Below are 13270 nucleotides of genomic sequence, written 5' to 3' on the forward strand. Positions count from 1 at the left end.
CGAAGCGGCCCTCATAAAGTTGAGGGCCGCTTTTATTTTAGTCTCTCAATTCGCGGCGCAAAATCTTGCCGACATTGGTTTTCGGCAAGGCATCCCGAAACTCCACTTCGCGCGGGCGCTTGTAATTGGTCAGACGCTGGGCGCAGAACGATTTGACATCCTCTTCCGTGAGGGTCGGGTCACGGCGCACCACATAGAGTTTCACCACTTCACCAGAGTGCTCATTGGGAATGCCCACGGCAGCTGATTCCACGATGCCCGGATGTTCTGCGGCCACTTCCTCAATTTCATTCGGATAAACGTTGAAGCCCGAAACAAGGATCATGTCCTTCTTGCGATCAACAATCTTGGTGAAGCCGTTTTCATCCATGAAGCCCATGTCGCCGGTGCGGAAAAAGCCGTCAGTCATGATGGCGCGCTCCGTTTCATCCGGGCGGTTCCAATAGCCAAGCATAACCTGCGGGCCGCGCACGCAAATCTCGCCCACTTCACCCAGTGGCAGATCCTTGCCGTCATCGTCTCGAATAGCAATGTCGGTTGAAGGCATGGGGAGCCCGATTGTGCCACTGAATTCGGTCGCATCCAGTGCATTGGCTGAGGCAACTGGTGATGTTTCCGAAAGCCCGTAGCCTTCGGTGATGTGGCAGCCCGTCATTTCCTGCCAGCGTTCGGCAATTGGACGCTGCACTGCCATGCCCCCGCCGAGTGTCAAAACCAGTGGCTTGAAGTTCAGCGCTTTGAAATCTTCGTTGTTCATCAAGGCGTTGAATAACGTGTTGAGGCCCGGAAAGATGTGGAATGGATATTTTTGCAATTCCTTGACGAAAGCTGGAATATCGCGTGGATTCGGAATGAGAATATTGCGCGCGCCAAGCTTGATGCCGATCATCGCATTCACAGTCAGTGCAAAAATATGATAGAGTGGCAGAGCACAGACGAAGTTGAGTTCTTTCGGTTTGCCCTTTTTCAAAAATGCCACTTCCATCCAGAGCCGCATTTGTTCCACATTGGCCAGAATATTGGCGTGGCTCAACATCGCGCCTTTGGAAACACCCGTGGTGCCGCCGGTATATTGCAGAAAGGCAATGTCAGATTTGTCGACCGGGACCGGATTGAAAGACTTTGCCCTTCCTTGCTTCAAAGCATCTTTGAAGCGCACATGATCGGGAATGTTCCATTCCGGCACCAGTTTTTTCACCTTGCGCACCACCAGATTGATGATGTGGCCTTTCAGGCCGTGCATGTCACCCATAGAGGCAACAACGATGTTTGGAACATGGATGGAAGCCAGTGATTTCTGCACGGTGGTGGCAAAGTTTTCGAGCACGATCAGGGCTTGCGCGCCTGAATCATTCAATTGGTGCTGAAGCTCGCGCGGTGTGTAGAGCGGGTTTACGTTGACGACCACGAAGCCAGCCCGCAAGATTGCGGCAATTGCCACAGGATATTGCAGGATATTGGGCATCATCACCGCAACGCGGTCCCCCTTGACCAATCCGCGTGATTGCAGCCAAGCTGCGAGCGCGCGCGAATTCTCGTCCAGTTCCTTATAGGAAAGGTCCTTGCCCATGCAGGTGAAGGCTGGCTTGCCTGCGAATTGGCGGCATGCATTGGCAATCATGTCGCCAATGCATGTGGTCTTGCTCATGTCGATCTCGTGTGGAACGCTTTTTGGATAGGATTTCAGCCAAATCTTATCCGCTGCCGAAACAGCTGCGGTAGCCTTTTTCGACGTGGGTTTTGTTTCTGCTGCTTTTTTTGCCATGCCTTCTCCCCGGATTGCTCCGTCCACTGTTTGAGCAGCAAGCCCGCCACCCTTTTCCCAATACGACCCGTCCCGCCAATGCAGGTCAGGTGCTCCTCAGTCATGAATGTGGTCGAGTTTCGTCCTGACCGCAAGAGTTACATTGACGTAAGCGTAAATTAAAAGGGGATGAGCTGTCTCTCCCAATTTTTTAGAGTGGCAGCGGACTCCGAAAAAATACGTGTTTTAGCGGTCAGAAAGAGCCGGGTTCGTCGATACGCATGGAGCGTATCATTGTTTTGATGGTTTTACCGCCGGACTGAACCAGATCAAAGCTGCGTTCGCTTCGCATCCACTCGTTGAGAAGACCACTCAATACCGCAAGCAGGATTTGAGCTGCCGATATTGAAGTCCATTCCTTTGAGAGTTCTCCACGGCGTTCCGAAATGTCGAGCAATCCTGTAAACAGCGATAACATAGTGGCGCGGGCTTCTTTCAGACGATCGACCACAGGGGCAATTTCTCCGACATATTCGCAGCGCTGATGAATGATGGTGAAAACATTCTGCTGCTGCTCATTGGTCGCGAAAAGTTCTAACGCCGTTAAGATCGATTGTTCGAGGACATGCATTGGATTGGGATGATCACAGGCCGCAGCCTGTATCATGATCTCTTCATGCGGAAAGCAGGTGCGATTAATAATCGCTTGAAAAATGTCCAGTTTGTCGTGAAAATGAAAATAGATTGCGCCGCGCGTAACACCCGCTTGGCTGGCAATTTGTGACAGTGTTGATTGAGTGAGTCCGCGTTCGAGGAAGACGTGTTCTGCGGCGGCCAAAATGGCCTCCCGTGTTTCAGCAGCTTCAGCTTTTGTTCTGCGCATTCAATCTTCTCTCGACAAAGCAGATGCCTAAAATATGCGTTTCCCCCTTCACGACCAGGGTAACTCATTCGTGATATGTAATATTAAGTGATTGACTATAACACGGTAATTCGTGTTTACAAACACCGGTGTATGTTTATTTGGCCGCACCGTGCGACATCAAGGGCAGCTCCCATTATGACCATCAAACGTTCCATTCGGATTTTTGCGGCAGGTGTCGCATTTTTTATTCTTGCAGGGCAGACGGCCTTTGCGCAGGCGCCGGGAGGCGCAATGCCGCCGCCACCTCCTGTTACAGTCACGGAAATCAAGGCTGAAAATGTAACCGTGCCTTATGAATATGCGGCACGTGTGAGCGCATATCGTGATGTGCAGGTGCGTGCCCGCGTTGGCGGCATTCTTCTGCATCGTAACTTTGTTGAAGGTACGGAAGTCAAAGCTGGCGATCTGCTGTTTGAGATTGATCCGGCACCTTATGAAGCAGAAGTGGCACGCGCGCAGGCGCAGGTCGCGCAGGCAGAAGCAACCTATCAGCAGTCAATCCGCGATGCAGAACGTGCTGAACAGCTGGTTCAGCAGAAGGTGCAAAGCACAGCCGTTCGCGACAACGCGCTGGCAACGCGCGATCTGAACAAGGCAGCCGTTGCTGCTGCAAAGGCCCAACTGCGCACAGCAGAACTCAACCTGAGCTACACCAAGGTTACAGCGCCGATCAGCGGTATTACGAGCCTTGAGCAGGTTTCTGAAGGCAGCCTGATTGGTACAGACGCTTCTTCAAGCCTTCTGACTTCGATCACGCAGATCAATCCGGTCTATGTCAATTTCTCGTTTACGGACACGGAAGCGGCGGAAATCCGCAAGCTGCGTGAGGCACGCGGCGCCACCGGTCAGGATGCTGATCGTCTGCGGATCAAAATCCTTTTTGGCGACGGTCAGGCTTATGATCACGAAGGCACGATCGACTTCACGTCTTCGTCGCTCGATACCGAAACCGGAACACTCGGTGCCCGTGCCGTTGTTGAAAACCCGGACCAGCGCCTGATTCCGGGCCAGTTTGTCCGCGCTTCCATTCTGGGCGTAACCATTGACGACGCAATTCTGGTTCCCAAGGCGGCCCTGATGCAGAGCCCACAGGGGCAGTTCGTCTATGTGGTCAATAAGGACGATGTTGCGGAAGTTCGCCCGATCAAGGTCGGTCGTGAACTTACAGATTCCTGGCTGGTGAGCGATGGTCTCCAACCGGGTGACCGCATCATTACCGAAGGTGTGATCAAGGCTGCTCCCGGCAAGAAAGTTCAGCCTGTAGCGCCGAAAGCTGAAGGCGAAGCCGGAACGGCGGGCGATAAAGAACAGGCGGCGGGCAAACAATGAATAAGTTCTTCGTTGACCGCCCGGTTTTTGCTGCGGTTATCTCTATCATCATTGTCATGGCGGGCCTCATATCGATGCGGATCCTGCCGATTGCGCAGTATCCGGAGCTGACGCCGCCACAGGTCGTGGTCAGTGCGACCTATCCCGGTGCCAGTGCTGAAACCGTGACGCAAACCGTTGCCGCTCCTCTTGAGCAACAGATCAACGGCGTTGAGAACATGCTTTACATGCAGTCCTCAAGTCTTGGCAGCGGCACCATGCAGCTCACCGTTACCTTTGCTCTGGGCACTGACCCGGATCAGGCGACGATCAATGTCAACAACCGTGTTCAGCGTGCAACGTCATCGCTGCCGCAGGAAGTGCAGCGTCTTGGCGTAACCGTCGACAAGCGTTCCAGTACCATTCTCGGCATGGTGGCGATGTTCTCGACCTCGGACCGCTATGATCGCACCTATGTCGGTAACTATGCGCTTCTCAATGTTGTGGACGATCTCAAGCGTCTCAGCGGGGTGGGCGATGTCCAGTTGCTCGGCAACATCGAATATTCAATGCGCATATGGCTGCGCCCTGACAAGCTCGCGCAATATAATCTGACGCCTTCAGATGTTCAGACCGCAATTCAGGAACAGAATGCGCAGTTTGCAGCCGGCCGTTTTGGTGATCAGCCGGACCCACAGGCCGGTCCGTTCACCTATACGGCGACGACGCAGGGACGTTTGCCGGACGCAGCCGCATTCGAAGACATCATTCTGCGATCTGACAAAAACGCGGCAACGCTCAAGCTTAAGGACGTTGCACGCGTCGAACTGGGAACGGAAAGCTATCTCGTTGACAGTGCCCTGAACGGTACTGCCGCAGTTCCGATTGCAATCTATCTGCAACCGGGTGCCAACGCGCTCAACACCATGGAACTTGTGCAGAGCCGCATGGCGGAGCTGAAAACGAGCTTCCCCGAAGGCATCAACTATTCGGTCCCCTTTGACACGACCAAGTTCATCAAGGTGTCGGTCGAAGAGGTGATTCACACCTTCATCGAGGCGATCATCCTCGTTGTTCTGGTGGTGTTCATCTTCCTCCAGAACTGGCGTGCAACGCTTATTCCGGTCATCGCGGTTCCGATCTCGATCATCGGCACGTTCGCGGGCATGTATGTGCTTGGCTTCTCCATCAACCTGCTGACATTGTTCGGTCTGGTTCTGGCGATCGGTATCGTTGTGGACGATGCGATCGTGGTGCTGGAAAATGTCGAACGTATCATGACGACCGAAAAACTGCCGCCGCGCGAAGCTGCCATCAAGGCAATGAGCGAGGTGACAGGTCCGGTTATCGCGATTGTTCTCGTGCTCTGCGCCGTGTTTATTCCGGTTGCTTTCATGGGTGGTCTGGTCGGCGAAATGTATAAGCAGTTCGCTGTTACGATTGCGATTTCGGTGACGATTTCCGGCCTCGTGGCTCTGACGCTGACGCCTGCACTTTGCGCTCTGATCCTCAAGCCTGGCCATCACGAGCCGATGCTGCCGTTCCGCATTTTCAACCGCTTCTTTGATCGGTTGACGGCCGGATATACCAAGGGTGTGCGTTTCTTCCTGAAACGTTCAGCTGTGGGCCTGCTTATTTTCGCGGGTCTTTTGGGTGGCACATATTATCTCTTCCAGAAGGTGCCGAGTTCGCTTCTTCCTGACGAAGATCAGGGCTTCTTGTTCAGTGTGGCAATCCTGCCGCCAGCTGCGTCGCTGGAGCGTACATCTGCTGTTCTGCATGAAGCGAGTGAAAACATTCGTAAGCACCCTGCTGTTGAAAGCGTGTTTGAAGTCGCTGGCTTCGACCTGCTCTCAGGCGGGCTTAAGACCAGTGCTGGCACGATGTTCATCATGCTCAAAGACTGGAAAGAGCGCACCACACCTGACTTGGATGCACGTAATCTGCCCGGTACAATCATGGGGATGAATGCGGGTATTCAGGATGGTCTGGTTCTTGCGTTCAATCCGCCGCCAATCATGGGCTTGAGCACCACCGGCGGCTTTGAGCTTTATGTGCAGGACCGTACGGGCGGGGGTGTTCAGTCTCTGACCAATGCGACCAATCTTCTGGTTGAAGCAGCGAAAAAGCGTCCGGAGCTGACAGGCGTTCGCACGACTTTTGATCCGAATGTGCCGCAATATGACATTCAGCTTGATCGCCAGAAGGCCAAGGCTATGGGCGTGCCGATCAACTCGGTGTTTACCGCCATGCAGGCAACCTTCGGCAGCGTTTATGTCAACGACTTCACGCTTTATGGCCGTAACTATCAGGTGAACCTCCAGTCGGAAGCCGAGTTCCGCCGCGATCCAAGCGATCTCAAGCATGTGTTCGTGCGTGCCGATTCGGGCAGTATGATCCCTTTGAGCGCACTCGTGACGGTCAAGCGTATTGTCGGGCCCGATCAGCTTGAACGTTTCAATGCGTTTAACGCTGCAAAGGTTACGGGCAACCCCGCTCCGGGTTATACGTCGGGTGAAGCGATCAAGGCGATGCAGGAAGTGGCAGCTGAAGTGTTGCCACAGGGCTTCCAGATTGCTTGGACCGGCTCGGCTTATCAGGAAGTCACGACAAGCGGCAGTGGCACGCAGGCGATGATCTTCGGTCTGATCATGGTGTTCCTGATTTTGGCTGCACAGTATGAGCGTTGGAGCCTGCCGCTGGCCGTTATCACGGCTGTTCCATTCGCTATCTTCGGTGCGCTTCTGGCGACCGATCTGCGCGGACTGACCAATGACGTGTATTTCCAGATTGGTCTGGTCACGCTCATAGGCCTCGCGGCAAAGAACGCGATTCTGATCGTGGAATTTGCTGTGCTGCAACGTGAAGAGGGCAAAACCGCAATTGAGGCTGCCGCTGAAGCTGCACGCCTGCGTTTCCGCCCGATTGTGATGACGTCGCTGGCGTTCATTCTCGGTGTGGTTCCGCTGGCAATCAGCTCAGGCGCTGGTTCTGCAAGCCGTCACTCAATTGGTACAGGCGTTATCGGCGGTATGTTGGCTGCAACCTTTATCGCGACCTTCTTCATCCCGATGTTCTATAGCCTCATTGCGCGCAAGCCGCCTAAAAAGCGTCCTGACGATGCGGCTATAACGACCGCTCCGGCAGAGCCTGTCTCGGGCGAGAGCAGCGGGCCTGCACACTGATCCTTTTTCGGCATATCGCTTCAGGCTTGCCATTAGATAAGGACAGACAAGAACAAAATAGCCCCGCTTTATGCGGGGCTATTTCGTTGGAGAACCAATGTGATATGACGAGATCGGCGCAGTAAGAGCCGCTGTAAGAGCCATTGAAAAAAGCACAATCCCATCGCTTTGTTTTTCGCATTATCCCACGGAAAACCGCGTCATACTTCTTCTGGAAATGCTCTGGCCATATTTCCATTCTGCTGTGGTTTATGGATTTGAGGTCCCTAAACGTGCATGCAGCACCAATGATAGGAACTTCACATTCACCACGCTAGAAATGTGCTGCCACACCTTGAGCAATCGCCCAAAGGATGACTGCTGCGGGTACTGTCAGGCATGCCAAAAATATACCGAAGAATACATAAGTAGCTTCATTCGGCGAGCGCTGTGTCTGCGCAGGAGACTTGTGCCAATGTGTGCTGATGCCCTGGTACATGTATAACTCCTCCTTTTCCTCGATTTTGATTATCGATTAAAAGAGAAAATCTTCAAGCGTAAATAAATGTCTGGATTTATTGAGAAAATATGATAAAAGCGACATGAAAAATGCACGGTATCAAAAAAATCCTGCTAGTTTTTCGAGAAAAACCCTATCAATATTTTGATTTTAAATAATTTTACTTCTTTACTGTAAGTATCGAATGGTCGGAATTTTCAAAAATTACTGAAAATTAGATTGGCTGATTGCGACGGTGTGCGACAAAATGGCGCAAAATTGCCGCACGTCTCAATGCAGAGATCTGCTTTCGCGCGGCACTTTGGGGCGCGTTTTGATTGGAAGCCTCTTGCTCAAAGCATAAATTCTGGAATTCTTGGTCCGTGCTGATGGGGCTTATGCACTAGGGTCTGTGGACATTTACTTTAACGCGATGATGGTTGCGACGAGGTGCCAGTTTGCAGCGTAACTAAAGGCAGTTTTCTCGTACCGCGTTGCGATTGCTCCAAATTCCTTGATCTTCGCAAAGAAATTTTCGATCAGGTGTCGCCACCTGTATGCATGGCGATCAAAGTCGCGCTGCGTCTTTCTGTTTGCTTTTGGTGGAATAACCGCCGCTGTACCACGCTGATCGAGTTCTGAAAGCAACCAGTCCGCATCGAATGCCTTATCCGCGAGCAGCGCTCCGAACGACACATTGTCGATGAGCGGGGCAACACCTTTCATGTCATGGGCTTGCCCGGGCAACAGGTGAAAGTTGAACAGGTTTCCAAGCGCATCGACCAGGGCGACGATTTTGGTGGTCAATTCGCCGCGCGAACGCCCGATAGCCTGAGGTTGAGTCCCCCTTTTGCGCCACTGGCCTTCTGTTGAGCCTGGACTATCGTGCCGTCTATGAGCGCGTACTCGAAGTCCGGGACGCCCCGGATACCTTTGACAAGCCGCTCGAACACCCCGGCTTTGGCCCAACGGCGAAAACGTCGGAACACGCTGTTCCAGTTTCCGAACGCCGTTGGGGGATCACGCCGTGGCAATCCCGTACGCACTCTCCACAGAACGGCTTCAAGAAACACGCGGTTATCTTTGCCAGTTACTCCTCGATCCCCTTGCTTGCCGACAAGCAAGGGCTCAATGCGGGAGCACGCCGCGTCCGATACCACAAACCATGTTTCGTCCATTCAAATCTCCAATTGGGAGGCTTGAATCAGAAACGAGATCGCGATTAAAACATTCGTGTCGACAGACACCAGCACCGTCGATTGGCAAAAATTAGGAATTTTCAATGCCTATACCAATGGAATACAGGCTTGCGGCTAAAGAATTCGATAATTTTCTGGCAGATGTCGCTATGAAAACGAATTTAGGTTCCAGACACCAAGCATATACAACGACGCAAGGAGTGTTTTTTTGTTTCAGGCGCAGGCTGAGTATTCATGATGCGATTTCATTTGTGCAAGTCTTGCCTGCAATGCTCCGGGCTTTATTCGTTAGCGATTGGAACACCAATGAGCTGCAAGAAAAATCATGGGATCGGGACTTGATGACAGACGAGGTGAAGCAGCTTCGCAAGAATCACAATTTCTCCCCTGATACTGCAATTAATGATGTTGCCTGCGTTCTGCGCAAGTATGTAGATGAAGTCACATTCGAACGTTGTTTAAAAAAACTGCCGTCTCATGCTCGTGCTTTTTGGCTTTAGAACAGAATTTATTGTCCACGGACCCTAATAAAAGCTGGTGGGGAAATAGCGCAGATAGAGTTCTGTAAGCTTACCCTGCTGTTGCAGCGATTGAAGTGCATTGTTGAAGGCGCTTGCCAGCGGCGCATTTTTCTGTGTGACAGCTATGCTCAGGCCGGGGCCTAAATATTGCGGCGCGAGATAAGGTCCATCTGTAAAGGTGCAGCAATCATTGGCATCCTCGCCTTCAAGCCAGAAAGACAACGCCATTCCGTCATCAAAGGCGGCCTCTGTTTCGCCTTTTTGCAGTGCCGCCAGAAGTTCTGCGCGGTTTGGATAGGGTTTGGCAATGGCTTGCGGAAAATAAGCCTTTAAAAGTTGCTCATGTGCGGTGCCTGTTATGACGCCGATATTTTTTCCCTCTACCGCAATTGCAGCAGGCTGCGCAAAGAACTTGGCTTTGGTTGTTACAAAGCGTGCAGGCAGACGCATATATGCACGGGTGAAGATAAATTTCCCCCGGTTTTGTGAATTTGCGCTCAAACCAGCAATTATGGCTTCGGCCGCACCACTTTCAAGTTTCTCTTCAAGCTCGTTCCAAGGGGCAGCTTCAATCTGGCAAATGTCGTCTAATCCCATTTGAGCACAAAGCGCTTTTGCCAGATCGACATTATAGCCGGAAAGCTGCCCCGCCTCGTTGAGCGAATTAAACGGTGGAAAGTCGAGCGTCGTTATAAAGCGTAACCTGTTCAGCCCCTGTAAGGACGGCAGGGTCAGCCTTTCCTTCTGGTTAAAGAAGTCAGGTGCCTTGGGTGCGGATTGTGCATGTGCAGGATGGCCGCCTAGAAGCCAACACGCTGCGACCGCTATGCTCAAAAGGGGTCGTTTCATCGCTACTTCGTATAAGCATTATCTGATAATTTCGCGTTAACGGAGGTTTACCAGAAGGAGAGGCCCTGTTGCAGCATGTCTTAAATAAAAATATTAATGAAGGATTAAAGAATCTTATTTCTATTTAAATTAAAATGGAGTACATTTTATATGTAGGTATTTCTCCATAAAGTAATTTAGTAAATAATATTGATTGTGGAGAATAATCGAGAAAATATTACATTTAATTAAATTAATACTGCGTTTAGTGCGGGGGTACTATGAGTAGTGGATCGATTGCGTTCGATCTGGGGGTATGCACAGCCATATCCGCCAGATTGGAGCGGCGAGGTGTGTCGCGCAGTTGCCTGAAACGGGCCTATGAAACAGCGCGCGTCAATGGAACGAGTTTTTGCGAGGAAATTCAGCACGAACAGGCTGTTACGGAGACGATGCTTTTCGAGGCGATTGCAGATTATCTGAACCTTCCATTCACCGAAGAGATCTTGCCATCGCGTATCTTTGTTTCGGGGGAGGCGGCTGCATCAGAGGTGGAGGTGGGGCAGGCAATGGTTTTGGGCCATGACGGCTCAACCTACTTATATCTTGCGCCGAATGAGCGTCGAACGGCACGGCTTCTTGAACACCTGCGTCGCGCTCCAGAACTGCGTGGACGCATACGGATATGCACTCATTCCCTGCTGAAGCAGATTTTGCGGCAACGCCACCAGAAAGAGTTGATCGTCAGAGCGCATTCCATGACGCCGAAGAGTTTTTCTGCGTCGCGGGTGCTGGAGACGCCTCAGGCTTTTCTCATCGCCATGGGGTTATATGCTTTTGTAGCGGGTATCGTAATCTGGCCGATGCAAACAATATTCGCGCTTCATAGCAGCCTAACCCTGTTCTTTTTAGGTTGCGTTCTCATTCGATTGTTTGCGGCAGTTTCAAGCCGTCGTCTTCGTTTGTCACAGATCGCTCCCTTTCACAGACGCGATCTGCCTGTCTATTCCGTTCTTGTTCCGCTTTACCGCGAGCAGGCGGTTGTCGGGCAGTTGATCGCGGCACTTGACCAAATAAATTGGCCGCGCAGTAAACTCGATATAAAACTGATCTGCGAGAAGGACGATTTCGACACGCTTGCACCCATTCGGCGTTGCAGGCTGCCGAGGAATTATGAAGTCATTCTTGTTCCAACGGGCGGACCGCAGACAAAGCCGAAAGCACTCAATTACGCGCTCCAGTTTACGCGCGGCGAGATAATTGCCGTCTTTGATGCAGAAGATCGTCCGCACCCTGACCAGCTTCTCGAAGCCTGGCAGGCGTTTCAGCGGGAAGGTCCGGTGCTTGCCTGCGTTCAAGCGCCGCTCATTATCGCAAATTTTAGGGAAAACCTGCTGACGCGTATGTTTTCATTTGAATATGCGGCGCTTTTTCGCGGTCTTCTGCCTTGGCTTGCATCCCGCCGTCTCGTTATTCCGCTGGGCGGGACATCAAACCATTTTCGCCGCTCTTGCTTGGAGCAAGTTGGTGGATGGGATGCTTATAACGTCACGGAAGACGCCGATCTCGGTTTGCGTCTGGCGCGTTTTGGTTATGGCATCAGTGTCATCACTCGGGGAACGATTGAAGATGCACCGATCAGTTACAGCGTGTGGCACAAGCAGCGCACGCGCTGGATCAAGGGGTGGATGCAAACATGGCTTGTGCACGGACGCAATCCCTATGCGGCATCCCGCGAGCTTGGCTGGTGGCGTTTTACGATCAATCAGATTTACACTTTGGGGATCATTGCATCAGCGCTTTTGCATCCATTCATGCTGATGACGGTGGCTCTGTTGTTCGTGAGCATGATATTTATGCCACTTGACGCCGATAACATCTGGCTTCTTCGCATCGATATGGTGAATATCATGCTTGCTTATCTGAGTTTTTATGTGCTCGGCTCCAAAACTATGGAACCAACCGAACTGGGTGGATATTTCCATATTCTGGCCATACCCGCTTATTGGATTTTAATTTCAGTCTCTGCGTGGCGCGCAGTTTGGCAACTGGTGCGAAAGCCTCATCTTTGGGAAAAGACTCCGCACCAGCCATCCTTTTTCTATGTGCCAGATGAAGAGGACTGCGCAATTTTGGATGCAAGAAATGCAGCCCCACGACCGATGATGGACTGATCTTCTGGCCCGATGGCCGCAAGATCACGGTCTTCATATGGCAAGGTGAGCAAGATGCGTCGCATCGCGGCCAGTCTTGCCCGCCGCTTGTCGTTGGAGCGGATGATTGTCCAGGGTGCATAGCCTGTGTCAGTGCGCGCAAGCATGGTTTGCAATGCCGCTGAATAATCATCCCAGCGCGATATGCCTGCAATGTCCATCGGAGAGAATTTCCAGTTTTTGAGCGGACTATGGCGACGCTCGTGAAAGCGCTTGAGCTGCATTTCCTGACCAATATCCAGCCAGAACTTGAACAAGTGAATACCTTCGGTCACGATCATACGCTCGAAATCAGGTGTTTCGGTGAGAAATGTTTCAAGCTGCTGGGCTGTGCAAAACTGCATGACCCGTTCAACACCCGCGCGATTGTACCAGGAGCGATCAAAGGTCACGAACTCGCCGGACGTGGGGAAATGTTGGACATAGCGCTGAAAATACCACTGGCCACGCTCGGTTTCGGTTGGCTTGGGAAGCGCAACATTGCGTGCAGTACGCGGGTTCATATACTGCCGGACGGTAAAAATCGTGCCGCCCTTTCCGGCTGCGTCCCTGCCTTCAAAGACGCTGATGACCCGTTCTCCGGTCTTTTGCAGCCAGTATTGCAGCTTGACGAGCTCTATCTGAAGTCGCTCAAGCGTTTCCTCGTAGTCTTTTAACTTCATCTTCTCGGGGTAGGGATACCCGCCCGATTGCAGCGCGTTGTTTTCAATCCAGTCCGGAAGCTTGGGGTCGTTGATGTCGAACTTATGCGTTTCACCAGCGATTTTTATCTTTATGGGCTTATCAGCGAGTTTCGTAGGGTCTATTTCGGTCTTCTTGTTGTTAGCTGTCTTCGAACTGTCACCCACGATAGGCTCCCTTGGTTTATA

Annotated in this window: 9 protein-coding genes; 4 read left to right on the forward strand and 5 right to left on the reverse strand. The window is 51.9% G+C overall.

Annotated features, from left to right (window positions below):
- Positions 1 to 37: 37 nt before the first annotated feature.
- Positions 38 to 1765, reverse strand: coding sequence for a long-chain fatty acid--CoA ligase (locus tag ABE527_RS02815; protein WP_499696067.1), 1728 nt, complete (start codon positions 1763 to 1765; stop codon positions 38 to 40).
- Positions 1766 to 1997: 232 nt separating this feature from the next.
- On the reverse strand, positions 1998 to 2627 hold the full coding sequence (locus tag ABE527_RS02820; RefSeq protein WP_265982934.1) for a TetR family transcriptional regulator: 630 nt from the start codon (positions 2625 to 2627) through the stop codon (positions 1998 to 2000).
- Between the two features lie 177 nt (positions 2628 to 2804).
- Here ABE527_RS02820 and ABE527_RS02825 point away from each other — a divergent pair, with 177 nt between their 5' ends.
- Together ABE527_RS02825 and ABE527_RS02830 are read left to right on the forward strand one after the other, a co-directional pair.
- A complete protein-coding gene (locus ABE527_RS02825; RefSeq protein ID WP_265982935.1) occupies positions 2805 to 3998 on the forward strand; it encodes an efflux RND transporter periplasmic adaptor subunit in 1194 nt (397 codons plus the stop codon).
- Positions 3995 to 7162 (forward strand): efflux RND transporter permease subunit, encoded by a 3168-nt coding sequence (locus ABE527_RS02830; RefSeq protein ID WP_265982936.1) that lies wholly within the window; start codon positions 3995 to 3997, stop codon positions 7160 to 7162. Before ABE527_RS02825 ends, ABE527_RS02830 begins: the two co-directional genes overlap by 4 nt.
- 898 nt (positions 7163 to 8060) lie before the next feature.
- Here the strand turns inward: ABE527_RS02830 and ABE527_RS02835 are convergent.
- Positions 8061 to 8818 (reverse strand): IS5 family transposase gene (locus ABE527_RS02835; RefSeq protein ID WP_499696068.1). Its coding sequence is split into 2 segments (ribosomal slippage): positions 8061 to 8482 and positions 8482 to 8818, totalling 759 coding nucleotides; the frame shifts between segments, so codons are not numbered across the junction.
- Positions 8819 to 8922: 104 nt separating this feature from the next.
- Here ABE527_RS02835 and ABE527_RS02840 point away from each other — a divergent pair.
- Positions 8923 to 9339 (forward strand): DUF2267 domain-containing protein, encoded by a 417-nt coding sequence (locus tag ABE527_RS02840; RefSeq protein WP_396997710.1) that lies wholly within the window; start codon positions 8923 to 8925, stop codon positions 9337 to 9339.
- 24 nt (positions 9340 to 9363) lie between these two features.
- Here the strand turns inward: ABE527_RS02840 and ABE527_RS02845 are convergent, their stop codons facing one another.
- The gene (locus tag ABE527_RS02845) at positions 9364 to 10209 is read right to left on the reverse strand and encodes a transporter substrate-binding domain-containing protein (RefSeq protein ID WP_499696069.1); all 846 of its coding nucleotides are present in this window, start codon (positions 10207 to 10209) and stop codon (positions 9364 to 9366) included.
- Between the two features lie 260 nt (positions 10210 to 10469).
- Between ABE527_RS02845 and ABE527_RS02850 the strand changes: the two genes are divergently transcribed.
- Positions 10470 to 12362 (forward strand): glycosyltransferase family 2 protein, encoded by a 1893-nt coding sequence (locus ABE527_RS02850; RefSeq protein WP_499696070.1) that lies wholly within the window; start codon positions 10470 to 10472, stop codon positions 12360 to 12362.
- Here ABE527_RS02850 and ppk2 read toward each other — a convergent pair.
- Entirely contained in the window at positions 12290 to 13249 is a 960-nt protein-coding gene (ppk2, locus tag ABE527_RS02855; protein WP_499696071.1) for a polyphosphate kinase 2, read from the reverse strand. The genes ABE527_RS02850 and ppk2 overlap by 73 nt on opposite strands.
- Between the last annotated feature and the right edge of the window lie 21 nt (positions 13250 to 13270).

This window comes from Brucella sp. TWI432, from assembly GCF_039674445.1.
GTDB classification, from domain to species: Bacteria; Pseudomonadota; Alphaproteobacteria; order Rhizobiales; family Rhizobiaceae; genus Brucella; species Brucella chromiisoli.

Excerpts from the sequence above, each read along its gene's own strand:
- ABE527_RS02815 (WP_499696067.1), bottom strand. The coding sequence starts at position 1,765 with ATGGCAAAAAAAGCAGCAGAAACAAAACCCACGTCGAAAAAGGCTACC.
- ABE527_RS02820 (WP_265982934.1), bottom strand. The coding sequence starts at position 2,627 with ATGCGCAGAACAAAAGCTGAAGCTGCTGAAACACGGGAGGCCATTTTG.
- ABE527_RS02825 (WP_265982935.1), top strand. The coding sequence starts at position 2,805 with ATGACCATCAAACGTTCCATTCGGATTTTTGCGGCAGGTGTCGCATTT.
- ABE527_RS02830 (WP_265982936.1), top strand. The coding sequence starts at position 3,995 with ATGAATAAGTTCTTCGTTGACCGCCCGGTTTTTGCTGCGGTTATCTCT.
- ABE527_RS02840 (WP_396997710.1), top strand. The coding sequence starts at position 8,923 with ATGCCTATACCAATGGAATACAGGCTTGCGGCTAAAGAATTCGATAAT.
- ABE527_RS02845 (WP_499696069.1), bottom strand. The coding sequence starts at position 10,209 with ATGAAACGACCCCTTTTGAGCATAGCGGTCGCAGCGTGTTGGCTTCTA.
- ABE527_RS02850 (WP_499696070.1), top strand. The coding sequence starts at position 10,470 with ATGAGTAGTGGATCGATTGCGTTCGATCTGGGGGTATGCACAGCCATA.